This window comes from Bradyrhizobium erythrophlei, from assembly GCF_900129425.1.
GTDB classification, from domain to species: domain Bacteria; phylum Pseudomonadota; class Alphaproteobacteria; order Rhizobiales; family Xanthobacteraceae; genus Bradyrhizobium; species Bradyrhizobium erythrophlei_C.
This window is the reverse complement of record NZ_LT670817.1, coordinates 628143-650015: the sequence shown is the minus strand read 5'-3', so window position 1 is coordinate 650015 and position 21873 is coordinate 628143. Positions and strand designations below refer to the sequence as shown.

Annotated in this window: 19 protein-coding genes and 1 pseudogene; 5 read left to right on the top strand and 15 right to left on the bottom strand. The window is 61.4% G+C overall.

The window, feature by feature from the left end; genetic code table 11:
* Positions 1 to 282: 282 nt before the first annotated feature.
* The 3 genes from B5527_RS43380 to B5527_RS03125 form a co-directional block, all read right to left on the bottom strand.
* The gene (locus tag B5527_RS43380) at positions 283 to 513 is read right to left on the bottom strand and encodes an antitoxin VbhA family protein (RefSeq protein WP_154071982.1); all 231 of its coding nucleotides are present in this window, start codon (positions 511 to 513) and stop codon (positions 283 to 285) included.
* 489 nt (positions 514 to 1002) lie between these two features.
* Positions 1003 to 1359 (bottom strand): hypothetical protein, encoded by a 357-nt coding sequence (locus tag B5527_RS03130; RefSeq protein WP_154071981.1) that lies wholly within the window; start codon positions 1357 to 1359, stop codon positions 1003 to 1005.
* Positions 1360 to 1418: 59 nt separating this feature from the next.
* Positions 1419 to 1739, bottom strand: coding sequence for a nucleotidyltransferase domain-containing protein (locus tag B5527_RS03125; RefSeq protein WP_154071980.1), 321 nt, complete (start codon positions 1737 to 1739; stop codon positions 1419 to 1421).
* Positions 1740 to 1982: 243 nt separating this feature from the next.
* Between B5527_RS03125 and B5527_RS46070 the strand changes: the two genes are divergently transcribed.
* Entirely contained in the window at positions 1983 to 2408 is a 426-nt protein-coding gene (locus B5527_RS46070; protein ID WP_245332487.1) for an ATP-binding domain-containing protein, read from the top strand.
* Here the strand turns inward: B5527_RS46070 and B5527_RS03115 are convergent.
* The 12 genes and pseudogenes from B5527_RS03115 to B5527_RS03060 form a co-directional block, all read right to left on the bottom strand.
* Entirely contained in the window at positions 2405 to 2626 is a 222-nt protein-coding gene (locus B5527_RS03115; protein WP_154071979.1) for a hypothetical protein, read from the bottom strand. The two genes, B5527_RS46070 and B5527_RS03115, sit on opposite strands and share 4 nt — an antisense overlap.
* Positions 2627 to 2965: 339 nt before the next feature.
* Positions 2966 to 3382: pseudogene (locus B5527_RS03110) on the bottom strand (enoyl-CoA hydratase-related protein); the annotation flags it as partial.
* 51 nt (positions 3383 to 3433) lie between these two features.
* Positions 3434 to 5257, bottom strand: a complete 1824-nt coding sequence (locus B5527_RS03105) for an AMP-binding protein (RefSeq protein WP_079599977.1) — start codon at positions 5255 to 5257, stop codon at positions 3434 to 3436.
* A gap of 87 nt (positions 5258 to 5344) precedes the next feature.
* Positions 5345 to 6484 (bottom strand): iron-containing alcohol dehydrogenase, encoded by a 1140-nt coding sequence (locus B5527_RS03100; RefSeq protein ID WP_245332691.1) that lies wholly within the window; start codon positions 6482 to 6484, stop codon positions 5345 to 5347.
* Between the two features lie 107 nt (positions 6485 to 6591).
* A complete protein-coding gene (locus B5527_RS03095; protein ID WP_079599975.1) occupies positions 6592 to 7797 on the bottom strand; it encodes an ABC transporter substrate-binding protein in 1206 nt (401 codons plus the stop codon).
* Positions 7798 to 7904: 107 nt separating this feature from the next.
* Positions 7905 to 8912 carry an NAD(P)H-dependent flavin oxidoreductase gene (locus B5527_RS03090; RefSeq protein WP_079599974.1) on the bottom strand — a complete coding sequence of 336 codons (1008 nt, stop codon included), beginning with the start codon at positions 8910 to 8912 and terminating at the stop codon, positions 7905 to 7907.
* Positions 8913 to 8932: 20 nt separating this feature from the next.
* On the bottom strand, positions 8933 to 10120 hold the full coding sequence (locus tag B5527_RS03085; RefSeq protein WP_079599973.1) for an acetyl-CoA C-acyltransferase: 1188 nt from the start codon (positions 10118 to 10120) through the stop codon (positions 8933 to 8935).
* Between the two features lie 12 nt (positions 10121 to 10132).
* Complete coding sequence (locus tag B5527_RS03080; protein ID WP_079599972.1) at positions 10133 to 11263, bottom strand: acyl-CoA dehydrogenase family protein; 1131 nt, start codon at positions 11261 to 11263, stop codon at positions 10133 to 10135.
* 23 nt (positions 11264 to 11286) lie between these two features.
* On the bottom strand, positions 11287 to 12468 hold the full coding sequence (locus tag B5527_RS03075; protein ID WP_079599971.1) for an acyl-CoA dehydrogenase family protein: 1182 nt from the start codon (positions 12466 to 12468) through the stop codon (positions 11287 to 11289).
* Positions 12469 to 12480: 12 nt separating this feature from the next.
* The gene (locus B5527_RS03070) at positions 12481 to 13218 is read right to left on the bottom strand and encodes an SDR family oxidoreductase (RefSeq protein WP_079599970.1); all 738 of its coding nucleotides are present in this window, start codon (positions 13216 to 13218) and stop codon (positions 12481 to 12483) included.
* Between the two features lie 44 nt (positions 13219 to 13262).
* Positions 13263 to 14807, bottom strand: a complete 1545-nt coding sequence (locus B5527_RS03065; RefSeq protein ID WP_079607021.1) for a class I adenylate-forming enzyme family protein — start codon at positions 14805 to 14807, stop codon at positions 13263 to 13265.
* Between the two features lie 61 nt (positions 14808 to 14868).
* The gene (locus tag B5527_RS03060; protein ID WP_079607020.1) at positions 14869 to 15507 is read right to left on the bottom strand and encodes a 2-hydroxychromene-2-carboxylate isomerase; all 639 of its coding nucleotides are present in this window, start codon (positions 15505 to 15507) and stop codon (positions 14869 to 14871) included.
* 193 nt (positions 15508 to 15700) lie between these two features.
* Here B5527_RS03060 and B5527_RS03055 point away from each other — a divergent pair, with 193 nt between their 5' ends.
* The 4 genes from B5527_RS03055 to B5527_RS03040 all read left to right on the top strand — a co-directional run bounded on the left by B5527_RS03055 (position 15701) and on the right by B5527_RS03040 (position 21854).
* Positions 15701 to 16204, top strand: a complete 504-nt coding sequence (locus B5527_RS03055; RefSeq protein ID WP_079599969.1) for a winged helix-turn-helix transcriptional regulator — start codon at positions 15701 to 15703, stop codon at positions 16202 to 16204.
* A gap of 279 nt (positions 16205 to 16483) precedes the next feature.
* Positions 16484 to 17233, top strand: coding sequence for a haloacid dehalogenase type II (locus B5527_RS03050; RefSeq protein WP_245332486.1), 750 nt, complete (start codon positions 16484 to 16486; stop codon positions 17231 to 17233).
* Positions 17234 to 17604: 371 nt separating this feature from the next.
* Complete coding sequence (locus tag B5527_RS03045) at positions 17605 to 17832, top strand: hypothetical protein (protein WP_079599968.1); 228 nt, start codon at positions 17605 to 17607, stop codon at positions 17830 to 17832.
* 398 nt (positions 17833 to 18230) lie between these two features.
* Entirely contained in the window at positions 18231 to 21854 is a 3624-nt protein-coding gene (locus tag B5527_RS03040) for an adenylate/guanylate cyclase domain-containing protein (protein ID WP_079599967.1), read from the top strand.
* The last annotated feature ends 19 nt before the right edge of the window (positions 21855 to 21873 follow it).

The window sequence follows — 21873 nt, the reverse complement described above, 5'->3', positions numbered from 1 at the left end:
CATCTTCCGGGGTGTCATCCGCATGGCCGACAGCGATCCACTCGTTGTCGGCCCCCTCGGCTCGCATCATGAAATCTAGGCTCGCCCGCCCAGTCAAAGACGTCCTGAAACAAAAAGCGATGGATCCTGCAAAGGAACGCGAAGTCGAATGAACCTGAGTATGGATGCGCATCGAGAAGCGTTTGCCGCGCCGAAACTGCCCGGCTCTCTTGCGCTTCCAGTTCGGCCTGGTCAGTTACTCCGAACCGATTTCGCAGAGTCCCGTTCGGGAGGACATATGGATCACTCACCTGGCGTGTAGACGGGTTCGTCAGCCAGTGCAGGTTCGGGCTCTAAAGCGCGACGCATCAGTTCGTCGTCGTCGATCGCTTCTTCCTTCCACTGGTGGAGCAACCGCTCCATATCCTCGCTGACCGACTGCCCTTCCATGATCGTGGAGGCAATCGAAAAGCGAACTGCCTCGCTCCGGCTTGGCGGAGGAAGCGGCTGCCTGCTGGTTGCTCCGTTGCTCATGTTACCCTCCGTGTGACTATGCACAATATAGTGCCCATATTGGCAAGGAGGAAGGTCATAGATCGTCATAGTCGAAGCACTTCCATGGCCGCTGGACTACATCCCCATGGATCGGCTTCTTAACCGCCTCGGCGTCCGCGTTTCCGGTGCGCAGGACCACGGCCCCACCCCCGGGTTGAGCCGCTAATGATCGAGAACTCGAAGCTGGCGCCGCGGCGGTGCCGAAGGGAGTTTATCGATATCCACACATGCGGAAGCGAACGTCGCTGCGGATCGGTGGACGGTCGAGGCTATGGTGAAGAGGGCCATGAAGTTTGCGCGACCCGCGCCGGAAAATGGGCCGCTTCCGCGCCGTCATTCGGCGGCTTTTCAGTCGAAATAGCGGAATTTCCGCCATTTTGCGATGCCCGCCGGGGTCAGCTTTAGAGGACGTACTTTGCCCGGCAACGTTTATCCCACGTCAAAGCGCGAAAATCGGAGGTAGCAATTTCAATGATTTGAAGAAGGCGTAGGGGATGAACTATGCCCGGTGCCGCAATCATAGTCGCTGTGGTGGACGCGGTGGCGCATCCTCAGGCATTCGAGAAGGTCGCGCCGCATTTCGTCGTCAAAAAAAGCAGGCCTCGCGTTGCTTCCGCCCATGGGCCTCGAAACGCGTTCAATGAGATCCCTGTGCCAAGCGTCGCCCGAGGGCGGCGTCTCGCCCAGGATGTCAAGGATGCGCTTCAAGGCATTCTCGACCGACGTGTAGCCTGCCCCCATCGCGTGCATGAAGGAAGTCGAGCTCTTGTAGCCATCCAGATCGGGCGCGTCGAAGCCGTCGGCTTGGAAGATCCGGTCAGCCATGCCGAAGTGCTTCAGCGCAAGGTCGATGTCCCTGTCGACGTCGGTCCACCTGGAGTCTCTCATGGCACCTGGACCATGTGATTGCGGATGCGATCCAAAAATCCATTGCTGGAGGTGGATTTCAGATGGATGTCGGCCGGAAGGTCCTGCCTGCGGCAGGCGTCCTCGACGAAGTCGTATGCCTCCAATTCCCGCTCGGCCGGGAAGTCGACGACAACGTCCAAGTCGCTGTCGAACTTCATCCTGTCCTCGGCAGCCGAGCCGAAGATGAGAAACCTTCCGCCATGTTCAGTACCGAATGCCTTCATCTCGGACATGACAAGGTCGGCCGCGGCGCGACGCCTTGCGGTCTCACGGGCCTTCCTCTCGGCAATGGTCACGATGCTGGACACAGGTTGCTCTCGATGAAATGCGATTTTCGGTGGTAAATATAAACAATTGGCCGGAAACTGGAAAGGGGCGCGGATTCGCGGCGAGCGGCGATGGTTACCGCTTCAGCTTCAGAACCCGACAGTCAGCTCCGGAGCAATTCCTCCGCTACCCGGGATACATTCGTTCGAAAACGCGCTCGACCGCAGCGTCACCAGCACGTTGCGCAGGTGATGGGGGAACAGGAGTTCGCGTTGACGAGCGCGATCTCAGCGCATCGGGGTGGGTTGGTAGTCAACTTCGTCCATCCCGGCCAGATCCCGCAGTGTCTCACCGCCGTCTTCGACGGAGACGAACATGTCTTCCCGGCCGAGGATCTGGTCGACCTGTCGCTCGGCTACGCGCTGACCTGCCACCGGGCCCCGGGTTCGGAAGCGGACTACGTCATTGTCGCCTTGCCACCGAGCCGGCTGCTCGATCCGTCGTGGCTTTACACCGCGGTCACGCGCGCCCGACAGCAGGTCATCATCGTCGGGCTACCGGAGACAATGCAGGAAGCCTTGCAGCGGCCGTACGCCGACGAGCGCAGAACGGTGGGATATACTTGGAGGTCGTTCGGAAGCTCCGGGGCCCCACTACAATCTCGAGACATCGGCGCGCATCGATCAGGCGCGTCTTAGGGAAGCTGCCGCAAGGCCGTGGTAAGGCGTTCGCGTGCCCATGCGACTGCTTTCGCCTTGGCGTCCTCTTTGTCGTCCGCGACGCCCTGCGCCACTACGACGTCGCTGGTGTCTGTAACGCACCATCGCCAGGCGTCCTGATAGTAAAACGTATCGAGACGCAGGACGTCGGCGTCGAAGGTATGGCCGGACGGGCTCTTTCTCCATTCCGCTGACATCTGCGACCCAAAAATAGAAACCCCGGCGCGGGGGCAGACGTCCTGATCCCTGCGTGAGCCGAGCATCTTTGCCGGACAGCGTATTCCGACTTACAGGAAGTCGGAATATCGTGGAGAAATATGCCGAGACCTAAATGCCTCTACATACACACGAATGTTTGCGCACTAATAATATAAGTGCGGGAATACAACCGGGTGCAGTTGATTATTCCGACTTAGGTTTTCGGCACTGCGCGCGGCACCGAGCATAGTGTCCCCGCACCTGAACGGCCGGCGAGCACGCTGCTCCTGCGCGTGTAGTGCGCTTTTGATAGTGCGGACGTAACGCAGCCTGCCGCCGGCAATGCGGATATCGCACGAAAGCGCAAGCGCCATCCCGGCGCCGGCCGCGGGTCCCGGCAGCGCGGCAATCGTCGGCTTCCTCACCGCCACCAGAGCCCCGGTGAAGGTGCGTTGCTTGGTTCGCAGATCAGCAACGCGATCTTCAAACGCCATGTCGGCCTTGTTCGAATTGCAACCCATTCCCTTGACGTCGCCGCCGGCGCAAAAGGCAGCGCCCGCGCCTGTGATCAGAAGCGCGCCGACGTTCGGGTCATCGCCGCATTGCTTGATCATGCGCCGCAAGGCGGGCGTGAGATGATCAGAAAGCGCGTTGCGCGCCTCGGGGCGGTTGAGCGTGATCAGCGCGACGCGGTCGCGGATTTCGCACAACAGCTCGCTGGTTCCGGTGTCGATTTCGATCCGACCTTCTGCCATTTCAATCACTCCCGTTTTGAATCCACCGAAGTCGCAACCTCACACAATCTCCTAAATGACGATCACCTGGCCGCACGGCTCGGACGAATAGATCAGTTCCATCTGCGGTGCCCGATTGATCAGGACGGCGCGTTGATTGATGTAGGCCTTGTCCGTGATCTCGCCGGCCGCCAGCGAGGGCGGCTCGTCAAGGAGCGTGAAGGCGCAGATGCGCTCGCTGCTTCCGACACCGGCATTGTAAAGCCGAAGGCACTGTTGGAGAAATGCGATCACGCCCGGGTCGCAATTGAGATCGCCGTCGGCATTGGTGGCGTGCTTCCTAGCCATGACCGGATTCAACCAGCCCAGCACGGCGCAAGATTGACGATTTTCACCGGCAATGACGGCGTCCCGCAAGACACCGTGGGTGGCGGCCAGTGCCGCGGCGCGCAGATTGCCGACAGCCACCCATGTCCCGTTGGCGAGCTTGAAGTTTTCGGAAACCCTGCCGGTGAAGCGCAAGCCGCGGTTCGGGTTGGCAGGATCGATGAACGACACGGTGTCGCCGACCCGGTAGAAACCTTCATGGTCAAAGGCCGCCGACGTCAAATCCGGCCGGCCAAGATAGCCCGGCGTCACATTGGGGCCGCGCACGCGGGCCTCATAGGTGTCGCTGGCGGGGATGAGCTTCAATTCCACCCCGGGCACCGGAAGTCCCAACTCACCCGGCGTGTCGGTTGCCCAGTGCGTGGTGGCGATCGTGGGCGCCGTTTCGGTGGTGCCGTAACCCGACATCACCGGAATAGGCCTGCCCGTCGATGCCTTCGCCAGCTGATAGAGCTTGTCCAGCGTGGTCCGTGATATCGCAGCGCCCGCGTAACTCATGCGGTCGAGCTGCCGGAAAAAATTGGTTCGCAGATCCTGGTCGGTTTCCAGCGCCTCGCACAATAGCGTGTATCCCGCCGGCACGTTGAACATGGCCGTGGGCGATATTTCCTTCAAATTGGCAATCGTCTTGTGAAACAATTGCGGGACCGGACGCCCCTCATCGATGTAAAGCGTGCCGCCATGCTTCAGAATGCCGTGCAGGATGACGTTGCTTCCCATGGTGTGATGCCACGGAAGCCATTCGACCTGCACCGGCGCTTCACGCGGCGATACGAGCAACGCCCCCATCTGCAGCGAACTCGCCATCATCTTGTGGGTGTTGATCACGCCTTTGGGAAGCCCGGTCGAACCCGAGGTGAACAGGATCTTGGCGGCGGCTTCCCGGTCGATCGAACGAAAGGCCTGCTCGAACTCCGCGCCGGGACGCGTCGAATAAAGCGACTGAATCGACACGGATCCAGCCTTCTGATCCGCCGCAATCCACGTCGCGGACGCAAGCTCCGGAATCTTGCGTGCGCCCGAATAGGTCTCGCTATCCTGCACGAAAGCGAAGGCGGGCCGAAGCAGCGTTGCGATATCCTGCAAGCGAGCCAGGCCGCCCGGCATGAGCGAGTAGTTGGGAGATATCGGGGCTACAACGACCCCGACCGACATCGCCGCGAACATGACGATTGCCTGCTCGATCGAATTGCCGGACAAAATGGCAAGCCTGTCGCCGCGCCTGGCGCCCAGATCGATCATGGCCTGCCCAACCGACTGCACCCTTTGCCAGAGTTCAGCATAGGAAATCCTCTGCCACTCGCCGTCGCGGCCGCGCTGGGCCAGAAAAGCGCGCTGCGGCGCCTTCTCCGCCCACTCCGGGATAAAATCAAGGATCGACCATCGCGGGCTTTCGAACCCGATCGGGGACCGCAGTACGAGCGTTCCGTCAGGGCGCTTCTCGATCCCGACCTCTCGCGGCGCGAATCGGATGCCTTCAGGGACAGCTGGAGATTCGTGACGAGTCATGCGGCGCTTGCTCCTGTCCAACGATCTAACCTGTTCATTGATTGCCGAGGGGGTCCGCGTGTCTGGCCCCTCGGACCGCAACCGCCGCTATGCGGCAAGTTGAAGAATCTCGACGATATCTTCCGGACCCTTGATGACCCGTGGGTTGGCTCGGGTGAAGACCGACAGCATCGCATTGCGACCGATCAGTTCAAACTTCTCCTTGGTCACACCGACCTCCGAGAGATGGCGAGGTAATCCCAATCGACCGATGAACTGGGCGAAGATGTCGCTGGCCCTGGCGTCCGGCGGCGCGCGCCACGCCTCGGCGATTTTCCTTTGGGCCTCGTCCGTCACGGGCTGATTGTATTTTAGCACGCTCGGCATCATGACCGCCGTACACAGATAATGCGGAACATCGCAGGTACCGCCCAGCACGTGCCCGATCGCATGGCTGGCCCCCATGGGAACGCGACATTGCAGCCCGAAGGCAGACATCCAGGAGCCGAGCTGGCAAAATTGCCGTGCTTCCAAATTGCTCGGGTTTTCCTTGGTGGCCTGCAGACCGTCGTACAGATACCGCAGGCCTCGCAGGCACACACTTTCCACTAGCGGGTTGCCCCTCGGAGAGCAAACCGCTTCGATCCCGTGGTCCATCGCGCGGGTACCTGATCCGAGCCACAGGGTCTGCGGGGTGTGCCGCGTGATCTCCGGATCCAGGATGATCGACAGCGGCATCATCAATGGATGGCTGAATATCTGCTTCAGCTTCCTGCGCGAGTCCGTAACGAGCGTCCCTGAATTATACTCGCCACCCGACAGCGTGCTCGGGATCGCGATCATCCTCACCTTCGGAGCGCGAAATGGACCGGGCCGCGGCCCCTCGGGCGTCGACACCAGTTCGAATCCATCGAGGCCGGATTCGTCGGTGATATTGTGTTCAAGACACATCAAGACGATCTTGGCCGCATCGACGACGGATCCACCCCCCACGGCGACGATCAAATCCGCTTTCGCCTCTGCGGCGTGCGCGGTTGCCTCCACTGCCGACGCTCGCGTCGTATGTTGCGGGACGCTATCGAACGTACCGGCATATCTGCCACCCAACGCTTTACGGATCTTCTCGATCTCGTCGGTATGCGTGTTCAGCGTTCTGCTGACGATGAGGAAGACGCGCTTGGCATCGCGCCGCTCGGCCTCCTCGCACAAGGCCTGGCCCGCCGGCTTGCCGAAGATCACCTGATCCATCGGCGGATACTGATGAAAACCGATTTTAGTCATGCTGGTCCTCCGTTCACGGCAGTAATCGCGGGATGAAGGCGACCGTGCTAGACGGCTCCCCGTCCTCTCATGCATCATTCGGAACTGGCATCCAAAACCCCGCCGAACGGTGCCCAGCTGCTGCCGCTCCACCGCTGCAACTGCATCTGGCTCCAGATCATGTTGCTGGACCCGCTGGTATTCACCTCGATGCCCGGAAACGCCGTGGGGAGCACGACATGACTTAGCGACTTCGCCTGCTTGACGATGTTTTTTCGCGAAAGGTCGTTGCCACACTGCTTTAGTATCGCTTCAAGGATCATGCCCTGCATATAGCCGGTGAGATAGCTGGTATTCTCGAAGTCAGCGCCCTGCAGGTACTTGGCAAAGAACGCCTTGTAAGCCCGCACGCCTTCATCGTCGTTCCACTTCGCATCGGTCGGGTCCTTGTTAATGGTACCGACGATGACGCCAGTGGAATTCTCCAGACCGGCAGGCTTCAACGTGCCGCCGATCGAACCCGACGGAAAGTTGATGATGATCTTGGCCTTCCAGCCGATCTCGGCCGCCTTTCGGATGGCCTGCGCGGCGAATTTCGGCGTGCCTGCAATAAACAGTGCCTCGGCGCCCGAGCTCTTGAGATTGACGACCTGGGAGTCCACGGTTGGCTCGGTCACATCATAGGCTGCAGTGACAACGCGCTTGTCGAACTCCCCCTTCAAGAACGATTTGAAGGCGCTGACGTAATCCTTGCCGAGGTCGTCGTTCTGAAAGAGAATCGCGTATTTTGCTCCGGGCAACGCATTGTCGAGGAATTTGGCGTAAATTCTTCCTTCGGTCTGGTAACTTACCAGACCGGTCGTTGTCAGCGGATATTCGACGATGTCAGTGAATTTGCTGGAACCACTGACGATCGCGATCGATGGAACGCCCTTGCCTTTGAGGTATTTGGCCGTCGCCGAATTGCCGGGGGTGCCGAGTTGGCTGAAGATGAATGATACCTCATCGCTTTCGATCAGCTTGCGGGCGTGCTCTACCGCTTTTGGCGGACTGTAGGCATCGTCCATCGCGATGTAGTTTATCTTGCGGCCGTTGATACCGCCGCGGTCATTGATCGACTGCACATAGGCCACCACACCTTTGCCAACCAGGCCGATCGACGACGCAGGACCGCTGAACGGGAATATCCCGCCGACCTTGATTTCCGTCGCGGTCACGCCTGGTTCGTCGGCAGCCAGCGCGGGCGATACGAGCAGCGATGTAACCACACACGCGGCTGCGAAGCCGAATTTGATACTCATGTCTTTCTCCCTTTGCGCCGGTTCGAGCCGCGCGCTTTGCCTCTCCAGGCCATCCGTTTCGAAAAACTGGGTGGTCGCCGTTCGACGAACGCCGCGAACGGCTCACCTCATACGACTTTCATCTCCTTTGACTGCTCAACGCCGTCGAGGAATCCGGCCAGACGTTCGCGGATCAGCCGCTCGGCATCCGCCATGATGCGGTCGATCAGTTCTTTCACCGTCGGGATGTCGTAGATCAGCCCGGCCACCATGCCGCAGCTCCAGGCGCCGGCATCCATCTCGCCGTCGATCATCACCTTGGGATAGACGCCCGCGACCTGCTCGTGGATATCCTCGATTTTGAGGCTGGCGCCCCTCTCGCGCTCGATCTCGAGCAGGTGATCGACACCCTTGTTCTTCAGCACGCGCTCGGTGTTGCGGAACGCGCGCATCACCAGCACGGTGTCGAGCTCGGATGCCTCGACCAGCGCCTTTTTGACGTTGGAATGGACCGGCGCTTCCTTGGTGGCGATGAAGCGCGTGCCCATGTTCATGCCGGCGGCGCCCATCGATAACGCCGCGACCAGGCTGCGCGCATCCGCCATGCCGCCCGAGGCGACGAACGGGATCTTCAGTTCATCTGCCGCGCGTGGCAACAGGATCATGTTCGGGATGTCGTCTTCGCCGGGATGACCGCCGCATTCGAAGCCGTCCACGCTGACGGCGTCGCAGCCGATTTTTTCGGCTTTCAGCGAATGCCGCACCGAGGTGCATTTATGGATCACCTTGATGCCGGCGGCCTTCAGCGCCGGCATATACTGCTCGGGGCTGCGGCCGGCAGTCTCCACCGCCTTGACGCCGCCTTCCCTGATCGCGGCGATATATTCCGGATAGGGCGGCGCGGTGAAGCTCGGCAGGAAGGTGAGGTTCACGCCGAACGGCTTGTCGGTCATGTCCCGGCAGCGGGCGATTTCCCTGGCCAAGAGCTCCGGCGTCTTCTGGGTCAGTCCGGTGATGATGCCGAAACCGCCGGCATTCGACACGGCCGCGGCCATCTCGGCGAAGCCGACATAATGCATGCCGCCCTGGATAATCGGATGCTGGATGCCGAACAGTTCAGTGATTGCTGTCTTCACGTGAAAACTCCGTTTTCCGATCAGTGGAGGATTTCGAACAAACCCGCCGCGCCCATGCCGCCGCCGATGCACATGGTCACCACGCCGTATTTCGCCTTGCGCCGCCGGCCCTCGATCAGGAGATGGCCGGTCAACCGCGAGCCGGTCATGCCATAGGGATGGCCGATCGCGATCGAGCCACCGTTGACGTTGAGCTTGTCGGGATCGATGCCGAGCTTGTCGCGGCAATAGATCACCTGCACCGCATAGGCCTCGTTGAGCTCCCAGAGATCGATGTCGTCGATCTTGAGGCCGTGCCGCTTCAAGAGCCGCGGGATCGCGGCAACCGGGCCGACGCCCATCTCGTCCGGCTCGACGCCGGCGGCGACGAAGCCACGAAATATGCCGAGCGGCTTCAAGCCCTTCCGCGCGGCGATCTTGTCGCTCATGATCACGCAGGCCGAGGCGCCGTCGGAGAGCTGGCTGGCATTGCCGGCGCTGATGGTCTTGCCCTCGAACACCGGCTTGATTTTTGCAAGTCCCTCCGCTGTCGTATCAGGCCGCGGGCCTTCGTCCTTGGACAAGGTCACCTGCTGGTAGGAAACCTGCTTGGTGTCTTTGTCAACCACAGCCATCTTGGTCGTGAACGGCACGATTTCGTCGTTGAAGCGGCCGCCCTGCAGTGCGGCGCCGACGCGGCGCTGGCACTCAAGGGAGTACTCGTCCTGAAGATCGCGGCCGATGTTATAGCGCTCGGCGACGACCTCGGCGGTCTCCAGCATCGACATGTACATTTCCGGTTTCATCGCCATCAGCTCGTCGTCGACGGCGTGGAAGCGGTTCATGTGCTCGTTCTGCACCAGGCTGATCGACTCGATGCCGCCGCCGATCGCGATCTCGACGCCGTCGAGCATGACCGAGCGCGCGGCAACCGCGATTGCCTGCAGGCCGGAGGCGCACTGCCGGTCAATTGTGGTGCCGGCGACCGTGACCGGGAGGCCGGCGCGGATCGCGCCCTTGCGGGCGACGTTCATCACCATGGTGCCCTGCTGCATGGCGCAGCCCATCACCACGTCCTCGACCTCGCCGGGCGCGATGCCGGCGCGCTTCACCGCTTCGGCCATCACATGGCCCGCCAGGGTCGGGCCGTCGGTGTTATTGAGCGCGCCGCGATAGGCCTTGCTGACGCCGGTGCGGGCGGTGGAAACGATAACTGCTTCAGTGGTCATGCTTGCCTCTTCTCAGGCGGCCGCGTCCAGCTGCGCGTATCGCAGCATATGAAACGCAGGATCGCCGAACTGGATGTTGATGGAAGAAATCCGCTTGAAATAATGACCGACGTTCAATTCATCGGTCATGCCCATGCCGCCATGAAGCTGCACCGCCTGGTCGGCGATGAACCTGCCTGCACAGCCGATCTTCGACTTGGCGCCCGACGCGAGCCGCGACAGGCCGGCATCGCCGGCGCTCAAGCTGAGATTGAGATGTTGCATCAGCGAAAGCGCTTCCTGATGCGCGATAAACATGTCGACCATCCGGTGCTGCAGCACCTGGAAGGAGCCGATCGTGGTGCCGAACTGTTTCCGGGTCTTGGCGTATTCCAGCGTCGCGGAATTCATTTCGCCCATCGCACCGACCGCCTCGGCGCATAGCGCGGCGATGGCGCGGTCGCGGCAGGCCTCCAGCGCGGCTATGCCCTCGCCTTCCTTGCCGAGCAACTGGCCGCGCACGTGCCGCAGGCTGATTTCGGCCGCGCGGCGGCCATCGATGGTCTTGAAGCTCTGCAGGTCGAGATTCGCGGCACGGCGATCGACCACGAACAGGCTGACGCCACTACCATCATGACGATGACCTGAGGTGCGGGCGGAGACGATCAGATAGTCCGCCCAGGGTGCGGCGATCACCGCAGTCTTTTCGCCGCTCAGCACGTGGTCCCCGCCCTCGCGTCGCGCCGTGGTCGCGACGTTGGCGAGATCGAAGCGCGAGCCCTTCTCGGTCCAGGCCAGCGCCCATGTCTTCTTGCCGGCGATGATGTCGGGGATAAATCCCTGCTTCTGCTCCTCGGATCCCGTGTACTCGAGCAGGCCGCCAGCGAGCACCACCGTCTCCACAAATGGCTCGACCACGAGGTGACGACCGAATTCCTGCATGATGATCATGGTCGACAGCGGCCCGCCGCAGAGACCGCCGACGTCCTCTGAGAACGGCGCGGCGAGCAAGCCGAGCTCGGCAAACGCCTCCCATTGTTTGCGGCCGAGACCCTCCTCGCTCGCGACAATCTTGCGGCGCGCGTCGAAATCATACTGGTCGCGCAACAGGCGCTGGACGCTGGATCGCAATAATTCCTGCTCTTCCGTGAACTGGATATCCATCCGATTCCCCTGTTTACCGAGCCCTAGAGGCCCAGCACCGCTTTTGCGATGATGTTGCGCTGAATTTCGTTTGACCCGCCGTAGATTGAGAGCTTGCGCGAGTTCAGGTATTTTTCCGACGCAGTTTGGCCGTAGTCCGGTCCCGGCATGAAACGGTTAGCGCTGACGGGATGTTCGCGGATCGCCAGGCCGTAATTGCCCATCGCGCGGTGGGTCAGTTCGGTGATGTTCTGGAAGATCTCGGTGCCGCGTATCTTGAACAGCGATGCCGCCGGCCCGGGATCGATGCCGCGCGCCATCTGCGCCACGACGCGTAGCTCGGTCGCCTCCAGCGCCAACACGTCGACCTCGACGCGGGCGATGTCCCTGACAAATTCGAGATGCGCCGGATCGTCAGTCGGAATCTCGGCCTTCACGATCTTCTTCAGCTTCTCGATGTAACGGGTCGAACGGCCGATGCCGGCCATGCTAGTGCGCTCATTACCAAGCAGGAATTTGGCGTAGGTCCAGCCCTTGTTCTCTTCGCCGATCAGGTTCTCGGCGGGGACGCGGACATTCTCGAGGTACACGTCATTGACCTCGTGCGAACCGTCGATGGTGATGATCGGGCGCACGGTGACGCCCGGCGACTTCATGTCGATCAGGAGGAACGAGATGCCGGATTGCGGTTTTGCGGCCGGATCGGTCCGCACTAGGCAAAAGATCCAGTCGGCGTGCTGCGCCAGCGTGGTCCAGGTCTTGTGACCGTTGACGATATATTGGTCGCCGTCGCGCACCGCCTTGGTGCGGACGGTGGCGAGGTCGGAGCCCGATCCCGGCTCGGAATAGCCCTGGCACCACCAGTCCTCGCCCGACAGAATGCGGGGCAGGAACTTCTTCTTCTGCGCCTCATTGCCGAACGTATAGATGACCGGGCCGACCATGGTGACGCTGAAGGCCAATGGCGGCATCGTGCCGGCTCGCGTCGTCTCCTGTTCGAAGATGAAACGCCTGGTAATCGACCAGCCGGGTCCGCCATATTCCTTCGGCCAGAGCGGCGCGATCCAGCCCTTCCGGTGCAGGATGCGATGCCATAGCAGCATCTGCTCCTTGCTCAAATCGGTCTCTGGATTGGCAACGCGCATCTCCGCCGGATAATTGTCCGCGATAAAACCACGGACCTCGTCGCGGAACGCGGCATCTTCAGGCGAAAGCGCGAGCTCCATCGCAGATGCTCCCTACCACTTTTCGCCGAACGGGCGGATTTCCAGCTCGAACGTCCAGGCGCTCTTCGGCTGCTGGTAGAGCTGCCAGTAGGATGTCGCGACCGACGACGGCGGCATCAGCAGGTCCGGATTGTCCAGCGCATTGGGGCCGAGCGCCTCGATGCGGCGCTGCCGAACCCATTCGGTGTCGACGCCGGAATCAATAATGAGATGCGCGACATGGATGTTTTTCGGACCCAATTCGCGCGCCATCGCCTGGGCCACGGCGCGCAGGCCAAACTTGGCGCTGGCAAAGGCGGCATAGCCGCTCCCGCCGCGCAAGGACGCGGTGGCGCCGGTGAAGAAGATATTACCCCCGCCGCGCGGCAGCATCAGCCGCGCCGCCTCGCGGCCCGCCAGGAAACCCGAATAGCACGCCATCTCCCAGACCTTCCGGAACACCCGGTCGGTGGTGTCGAGGATCGGGAAGTTGACGTTGGCGCCGATGTTGAAGATGCAGACCTCCATCGGCGCGTGCTTGTCGGCATCGTTGAGGAAGGAGATGACCCCCTCTTCCTTGCGTGCGTCGAGCGAACGGGCATGGATCTCGCCGCCGGCAGCCTCGATCTCCTTGACCAGCGGCTCGAGTTTGGCGCCGTTGCGGCGACCGGCAAAGACCGTAAAGCCTTCCGAGGCGAACTTCTTGGCAATCTCGCTACCGATAAAATCGCCGGCGCCAACCACCGCGACCGTTCTGTTTTTCTTCTGCAAGGGTCTTCTCCGAATTTGCTGGGGGTGAAGCGATCTCGCCCGCTTCATTTGCGCAGCGACTCCGCCAATTTGTGTTTCAGCAGCTTGCCCGTCGAGGTAGCGGGCAGTGCGTCCATGAGGATGATCTCGGACGGTCGCTTGTAGGAGGTGAGCTGCGGCGCGATATGAGCCATGAGGTCCTGCGCGGTTGCTGTGGCGCCCTTCAGCAGCTGGACGAAGGCCACAATCTCTTCGTTGCCCTCGACCGGCCGGCCGACCACGGCGCATTGCACCACGGCGGAATGCGTGCTCAGCACCGCCTCAATCTCGGACGGATAGACATTGAAGCCGGAACGGATGATCATCTCCTTGGCGCGGCCAACGATGAACAACGCATCGCCTTCGAAACGCGCGAGGTCGCCGGTGTTGAACCATCCGTCCGGATCGATCGCTTTCGCCGTGAGGCCTGGCGCGCGGTAATAGCCGCGCATCACGTTCGGCCCGCGGACATGCAATTCGCCGGTTTCGCCGTTCGCCGCCGTGGCGCCGTCACGCCCCGCGATTCGGGCCTCGATGCCCGAAATCAGGGTACCGAGCGAATTGTCGCTGCGCGGCGCCTCCGGCCGAACGCCGGAAATCCCAGGCGAGCATTCCGTGATGCCAAATGCGTTCAACAGGGGAAGTCCGAGTTCCTTCTCCACTCGCGCCTTGAGTTCGAGATCGAGCGGCGCCCCCGCGACGCCCATCAGCCGCAGCGCGCCACGCTCCAGTTTCGGCAAGCCCGCCGTCTGTTTGTATTCCAGCAGTCGCTGATAGGTGGCGGGCACGCCGTTGAGGATCGTGATGCCTTCCTCGGCCAGCGCCTTGGCGAGCCCGGTCGGGCTGTACTTGCTGACCAGCCGGGTCACCGCGCCGACCATCAGCGTCATCGTCAGCAGCGAGATGCCGACGATATGCGAGATCGGCAGCACGCAATACTGCACGTCCTCCGCCGTCATGCTGCGTAAGGTCGCGGTACTCCTGGCCGAGAACAGCAGGTTCCGATGCGTGAGCATGACGCCCTTGGGCGTTCCGGTCGTGCCGGAGGTGTAGATGAGGACCGCGACCTGGCGTGCGCCGTCGGCCTCGACTGGCTCGGGCTTAGTCACCTGGTTCAGCGCGGAAACGCCAATGCCGCGGAGCGCCCCGACATCCTGCACCGGCGCGTCGCAGCGCGCCGCATGCGCGGCCGCTTCCGCCGAGACGTCAATCGTGAAGAGCATGCGCCTAGCGCCGCTGTGATCCCTGATCAGCTCGAGTTCGCGGGGCGACAGGCGCGCATTGGTAACAATCGCCCAGACATCGAGGCGGCTTGCGGCTAACAGGAGACAGGCGAGTGGAATCGAGTTCTCGCTCACGAGCATCACGCGATCGCCGGCGCGGATGCCGAGCGCCCTTAGCGCATCCACCGCGCCTCCTACCGCCCGATCGAAGTCGCAATAGGTCAGCGTGGCCTTGTCGTCGATCAGCGCCGTCCGGTCGGGCGAGACGGCAACATACGGGTCCTTCACCTCGTGGAGGCGGTGGGGCAACGTATTCACGATCTCGGCTTCAGCCTGCTGCCAACTCACCAATCACAACTCCCGTTGCAGGGCCCTTGCGCGCTCGGCTTGTCTGGATGCTAGGGCACTTTCAGGCGGTCTTGCGCTGCCCAGCAGCCAGCTGTGCGACGATTTCGTCCTCTACGTCGCGCAGGCTGTCCTTGCCGAAATAGATCTCGTTGCCGACGAAGAATGTCGGCGAGCCGAACGTGCCGCGCGCCACAGCGCCATTGGTGTTCTCGATCAGTTTCTTCTTGACGTCGTCCTTCTGGGCACGAGCGATGAGGCGATCAATGTCGAGGCCGGAAGCCAGAAATGCATCACGGAAGACTTGCGGATCGTCCATCTTCTTAGGCTCGACCCACATGTGGTGATAGGCGGCGCGGAAATAGGACTCGAACAGCCCCTCGAGATCGGCTGCGACGACGCCGCGCATCAGCATCAAAGTGTTCACCGGAAAGAACGGATTCAGCTTGAACTTCGTGATGTTGTGGCGGCGCAGGAAGCGCTGGGTCTCGAGCGCGTTGTAGTCGGGCTTGTTCTTGATCCCGCGCAGCGAGTCGGCGGGCGACATGTTGCCGGTCGCCTTGTAGACGCCTCCGAGCAGGACCGGGACGTAGTCGAACTTGGCGCCCGTACGCTGCTCGATCCCCGGCAGCGCGAGCTCGGCCAGATACGCGTTCGGACTGCCGAAATCGAAGTGAAATTCGACCTTGAGCGGAGCAGCCATGTGCGCCTTCCTTTCGATTTGGCGGTCGCCCATCGCCATATTGAACGTGCGTATCGATAGAGTTCTATTTTAGAACTGTCAATGGGAGATTTGTTGATTTGAACGTGATATGACAGAACATGTGTTGAACATCCGTACGTTCTGATTTAGAATTAAAAAGGGTATTTGCGGTTGCAGACTATTGGAGACATTGATGAAATGGGACGCGCTCGAGGACGAACCATGCTCGTTGGCCCGCACCGTGGCTGTAATCGGCGACCGCTGGAGCCTGCTCATCCTGCGCGAATGCTTTCTTCGCATCCGCAGGTTCGATGATTTCCAGGCATCGCTCGGCATCACCCGGCATTTGCTCGCCGACCGGCTAAAGAAGTTGGTTCGCTTCGGGGTTCTGCGCCGGGTCCCCTATCAGGAATCACCAACGCGCCACGAATACATCCTGACACAGAGGGGACTCGACCTCTATCCGATCATCATGTCGATCGTGCACTGGGGCAACATTCACATGGTTGACTCGCGCGGTCGGCCGGTGCTGCACGAACACAAGAGCTGCAAGAAGATGTTCGATCCCATAATGGTCTGCTCGGAATGCGGTGAACCGCTGACCGCCAAAGCCGTTCATGTGCATCCGGGTCCCGGTGTGCGACGATCCTCGCCGGAGCATGCCAAGGCCCAGGGCCGCAACAAGACAACAGCTTGAGCGTGGGTTCCGAATAACGTCGCGCTTTCGCAGACGCCCGGTGTGGCGCGGCTGCTCTCCTATCAGGTAGCAGACCATGTTCGGGACGGCCGGCTGAAAACCCTGCTAAGGTCGCATGAGCACGCGCCATTGGCGGGTCCGCGTCTTAACGCCTGAGGGTCGGATTCGTCCCCAAGGTCGGCGCCTCGAGCGCCCCGCCTTGGGGCAGCGGATGGCCACTATCAACCGCACGTGTCCAAGGACGTAGGTACCGGCCCGCAAATTGAAAAGGAGCAAGCTATGGGTGGTGAAGTCTTGAGCTCGGCAGAGCGGTCGCTTGCAGATGATCAAATAACTAAGATGATTGCTCCTGCTCCATCTATCTGCGTATTCGATGTCAATGAGACTCTGCTCGATATCGAATTCATAGCACCACTGTTTCAACGGTTATTCGGCGATCGAAAGGTTCTGCGCGAGTGGTTTGGACAGCTTATCCTTTATTCAGATGCAATAACCTTGTCGGGCCCCTATACGACCTTTTTCACCCTGGGGCGGGGTGTTTTGAAGATGTTGGGCTCGATCCACAAGGTCCCGGTCACCGAGGCGGACGTTGACGAACTGAGAACACGGATGCTGACAATGCCGGCCCACGCTGATGTGCCAGCAGGGTTGCAACAATTGAAGGATGCAGGGTTCCGTTTGGTAACATGCACTAATTCGCCACCCGATCCGCAAACCAGCCCGCTAAAGCACGCAGGTATTGATGGTTGGTTTGAAAGGTCGTTCAGTGTCGATCGCGTTCGTCGCTTCAAACCTGCCCCGCAGGTGTACCACATGGTCGCCGAAGAATTGGGTGTGGCCCCGGCGGCGATTTGCATGGTGGCAGCCCACGTATGGGACACGATCGGTGCACAAAGCATTGGCTGCTCAGGAGCGCTCATCGCAAGACCCGGGAATGCTCCTCTGCCCGTAGATGGGTTACCCCAGCCACAGATTGTCGCACCGGATCTTCCGGGCGTCGCCACTCAAATGATCAGGCTTTGGCGCTAAGCAGGTTGGCTAGGACTGGCAGGTTAACTCGGTCGGGCGCGAACAGCCTCGACCGAAGCACCCAGCGCCAGAGCCAGAAGGGCGAAGCCGGTTGGCAACGCCAAGGACTAGGGCCCCCTCGCGGCCTGTAACAGCGCGCCTAGGCTGCAGCCAACGGTGAAACCGACGATCGGTGGCCGAGTGCGACTTGCTCGAGTGCGAGCGAAGGCGGACGGCATTCGATCCGCCGTATTTGCAACACTAGCCGGTTGCGCCTGACACCGTTCTCGAAGAGAATGAAGGTGTCCGGTCGTCGCGCCTACGACGCTGTGTGTACCGAAAATTCGATTCGGCGTAGACGCAGCAAGCGGACGGCGTAAGCTCGCATCCTGATGACCGATCTGTTCAAGCTGATTCTCGGTATCCTGGCTTCGCGCTTCAAGGCGAGAGCAACGCTGGAAGCAGAAAACCTGCGGCAACAGGTCAATGTGCTTCGCCGGCGAACACCGAAGGCGACCGCACCTCAACAATACGGATCGTTTTCTATTTGTTTGGCTGTGTGTACCGAAAACCTTATCCGAGTTGATGCCGTGATGGAATCGCCTAAGCTGGCGGAATGATCGGGCTCTTCTGTTTCGTTCTGGCAGTGCTGGCCTCGCCATTCAAGTCGAAGCTGCGGCTTGAAGCTGAGAACGCGGTTGTGTGTACCGAAAACTTAAGCTCGGGCGTAGCGGTGGTGAAGTCCGAAGGATGGCGTGTGATTTGATGCTTCCGATTCGCTGAATTTGGCGGGTGACCGGCGCATCCTTGTCAAGGGATCGATGAGTTCTGATGCTGTTGTACAACACGACGACGGAACGCCCACGGGATCGCGGAGTACGAGCTTCTTTATCCGTGGCATCCTTGGGCCGGATGCCTGGTCCATATTGATGAGGTGGTGGATAGGGCTGGCAGAGAGGTTTTCCGTTGCAGCCTCTCTGGTCGGGCATCCGCGCGATGGCTGGAGATTCCGACCTGGATGTTCGATCGGGCGGCCCGCGCGACCTGGCGTGTTGGCGCCGCTCCCTATGTTGACATTGCGGTGCTCACCGCCTTGGCAACGCTGCTGCAGGATGTGACGTCCGTTTCGGGCGCACCATCGCAAAGACCCAAAGCGGTCATCCAAAAAGCGCGCAACCCTAGACAGGCTGTCTCGCGTGAGGGATCATGCAGCGTTGCGCGAACGAGGGCGGCCGCCATGGACGTCGGAGGTTGGCTGCGGAGGCTTGGCCTCGAACAATATGAGGCGGCATTTCGCGAGAATAAGGTCGACGACACGGTCCTGCCGAGTTTGACGGCGGAGGACTTGAAGGATCTTGGTGTCGGATTTGTCGGGCATCGCCGTAAGCTACTCGACGCGATCGCCTTCTTGCGCGCTGACGCGAGCGAACCAGCGCCGCTATCCGGCCCTGGACTGGAAACCAACGAAGCCGCTAAGGACACCGCCGAGCGCCGCCCGATCACCGTGATGTTCTGCGATTTGGTTGGCTCGACCAGCCTTGCCTCACGGCTCGACCCGGAAGACTGGCGCAATATGGTCAATGCCTATCTCGACGACGCGTCGAATGCAGTGACCGGGCTTGGCGGCCACGTGCTGAAGAAACTAGGCGACGGGCTGATGGCCCTTTTTGGCTACCCTCAAGCCGAGGAAAACGACGCGGAACGCGCTGTACGTGCCGCGTTAGCGATACAGCGCTCGCTTGAGGCACTCAACGCGCGCAACGCCGGCGCTGGCCTTCCAGAACTGGTCGCCCGCGTCGGGTTGGAGAGCGGCCCTGTCATCGTCGACGCCGCAGGCGAGGTGTTCGGGGAAGCGCCCAATATTGCGGCGAGAGTTCAGGCTGCAGCCGAGCCGGGAACCGTGCTGGTCGCGTCAACCGTCCAGCGGCAGATCGCCGGGCTCTTCATCGTTGAGGACAAGGGCGCGCACGAGCTCAAGGGCATCCCGACGCCAGTGACGCTTTATCGGATATTGCGCATAAGCGGCGGACGCCGCAGGAAGGGCGCCCGGCTTCTCACGCCGTTCATCGGCCGCGAAGAGGACATCCGCGTCCTGGCCCGCCGCTGGGAACGTGCCCGCGCGGGCGAAGGGCAGTTCGTGTTGATTGTCGGCGAGCCCGGCATCGGCAAGTCCCGGCTGGTCGAAGAGTTTCGAGCACAGCTCGGCGAGACGCCACACTCATGGATCGAATGGAGTTCGTCGCAGCTGTTGCAGAATACGCCGCTGCATCCTGTCCTGGGCTGGGGACGGGCTCGGTTTGGAGGTACTGAGGTTGCGCCGGAGCGGCGGCTCGCCGAGCTCGAATCTGTCCTCGCGCACGTCAAGCTCGATGCTGTGGAGCTTGCGCCGCTGGTCGCGCCGCTCCTCGACATTCCGGTTCCACCTGAACGCGTGCCAAGCCTTCCGCCTGATGAGGTTCACCGCAGGCAGTTGGCGGCGATGGTCGCTTGGGCGATGGCCGGCGCGCGAGTGCAGCCACTTGTTCTCGTCTTTGAGGATTTGCAGTGGTTCGACCCGACTTCGATCGATGCCGTGCGCGCGCTCAGCGATCGCGGCGCGCAGGCGCCCCTCCTGATTCTGGCGACGGCGCGAGCGGAATTCCGGCCGCCCTGGAGCGTGCGGCCGCACCATAGCGTCATTTCACTGACGCCGCTCGACGATGCGCAAGTTGAACGCATGGTCGCCAAACTCGCGCACCAACGCACGCTGTCAACGGAGATGATCAAGGGCGTTAGCGAGCGCGCGGGCGGCGTACCGTTGTTCGTCGAGGAGGTGACGCGCCTGCTTCTCGAGCGCGGCGAACAAGGGGGCGCGAAGGCGATCCCGCCGACTTTGCAACAGTCGCTTGCGGCGCGCCTCGACCGCTTGGGATCGGGGCGCGAAGTCGCGCAGATCGGGGCGGTGTTGGGGCGGAGCTTTTCCTATGTGGTTCTGCGCAACGTCGCTTCTCATGCGACCGCCGTCGACCCTGGCGGTGCCGGTCTTGGCGTAGCCAGCGGCAAGGAATTCGATGAAGGCTTGCTCCAGATCGCTTTGGGCCGTCTCCTGGACGCAGACCTTCTCTTCGTCGAGGGCGTCCTGCCAGAGGCGATCTACCGTTTCAAGCATGCGCTGATTCAGGACTCGGCATACGACAGCCTCTTGAGGAGCCGTCGCCAGATGCTCCACCGGCGCGCGGCGGAGGCGCTTATCGAAGCTAAGGAAGAACCTGAGGCGATCGCCCGCCACTTTACCGAGGCCGGGCTCGACAATCTCGCAATCGAGTGGTGGAGCAAGGCGGGCGAAGACGCGCTGCGCCGCTCGGCCTACAAGGAGGCGATCGCTCATCTCGGCAGGGCGATCGCGATGGCCGAAAAAGCGGAGCGAGCGGCTCGGCAGCAAGGGGTCGGAGAAGAAGGTGTTTCGATCCGACTTCTGAAGTTGCACACCGCCTATGGTCATGCAGCGATGTGGTTGAAGGGCTTTGGCGCCGACGAGATGGGCGCCGCCTACGCGCGCGCCAGCGAACTCGCGAGATCGGCGGACGGAGCTGATGCACGCTTCGTCGCCTACTACGCGCAGAGCCTGATTGGCTTCATGCGTGGCCAAAATCGCCAGGCGCGTGAAACAGCTGAGGCCTTCCTTCGGGAAGCCGAATCCGAAGGACGCCCCACGGAAGCCGGGGTGGCTCGCCGCGTTCTCGGTTATGTCTTGCTCAAGCTCGGCGACTTGCAAGCGGCGCGATCCGTCCTCGAGCGGGCTTTGGGCGATTACATCCAAGAACGAGACGCAGAAACGCTGTTTCGTTTCGGCAATGACACTGAAGTTAGCGCGACGAACTTCCTGGCATTGACGGAATGGCATTTGGGGGAGTTCGAGCACGCCCGACAGCTATCCGACTGGTCGACCCGACGCGCCGCCGAATTGGATCATGTCCCGGCTATCGCCAGCGCGCTTTACTTCAAGGCCGTTCTTGAAAGCCGCCGCGACGATTTCTCGTCTACGCGCCTCGCCGTCGAGCCCTTACTCGCACTGACGGAAGAGCACAATCTGAGGACTTACGCTGACGTGGGTCAGGTGTTAGCGAACTGGGTTCGTGGCCGACAAGTCGATCCAGAGTCGGGGGCACTTGGGCTCAGGCAGGCGCTCGAGTCGTATATAGGTCTAGGCAACACGAGCAGCGCTCCATCCTTCTACGGAATGCTTGCAGAACTTGAGGCTATGACCGGTGGTTACGACCGGGCGCTAATGCAGATCGACCAAGGGTTGGCAATGGCGGATGAGACGGAGGAGCATTTCACCGACCCGTACCTGCATCGGCTGCGCGGTGAATGCCTGCTGAAGCGAGAACCCGAGAACTCCGCTCCGGCCGAAGAGGCCTTCCAAACCTCCATCGCGGTCGCGAAGCAGCAAGGCGCTCGTAGCTACGAGTTGCTCGCCGCGCTTTCACTCGCCAAGCTCTACCAATCGACCGGCCGCGCCGCTGACGCCTGCGCCATTCTCACGCCAGCCCTCGACGGCTTTTCGCGGACTGCGGAAATGCCCGAAATCAACGAGGCTCAGGCGTTGCTCGAGCTGTGGACGCATGGCGCATATGCTGACGGCAATTCCGGCCGTGACTGACTTGGGTGTCAGGGAAAGG